The organism is Psychrobacter sp. 1U2, assembly GCF_051847575.1.
In genome coordinates, this window is sequence record NZ_JBPYDC010001904.1 from 1 (window position 1) to 502 (window position 502).

The 502-nt window shown below is 44.6% G+C and carries 1 protein-coding gene; it reads right to left on the reverse strand.

Annotated elements, in window-relative coordinates:
- The coding region (locus ACS8FD_RS25050; RefSeq protein ID WP_439277837.1) for an NAD(P)/FAD-dependent oxidoreductase at window positions 1-502 on the reverse strand (502 nt) is incomplete at both ends.

Sequence of the window (502 nt, forward strand, 5' to 3'; positions counted from 1 at the left end):
TTTATGTGTTCTTGAATGCCAGACTTGTCCAACATTTCTCGATCATGCATGCCATGGCTTTCCCACAATGCATGCGTTTCTTGTAAGTCCCTTAGTTGTCCATTGTTTAGAGCTGCAAAGATGTTTTTTTCTTTTAGATCGCAGTCAATATTGTAATCAGCGATAAAACGACGAATAATTTTGCCACCGCGAGTCACTAGTTGACCGACGAAGTCTGCGTTTTGTTGACCATAAGATTTTTGAATCTTTTGTAGGCTGGCGTTAAGGCCATTGACGATTTGTCCACCATTACGTCCTGATGCGCCCCAGCCGATCTGCGCGCCTTCAAGAATGACGACTTCATGATCGGTCTCGATCAGATGTAGGGCGGTTGATAAGCCACTATAGCCACCACCGACCACACAAACCTCCGTTTGAATGTCATTTTTTAGCGTCGGTCTGTCAGGCTTAGGATTACGACTGGCGGCATAATAGCTATCAGGATATTTCCCTTTGTCTGAAT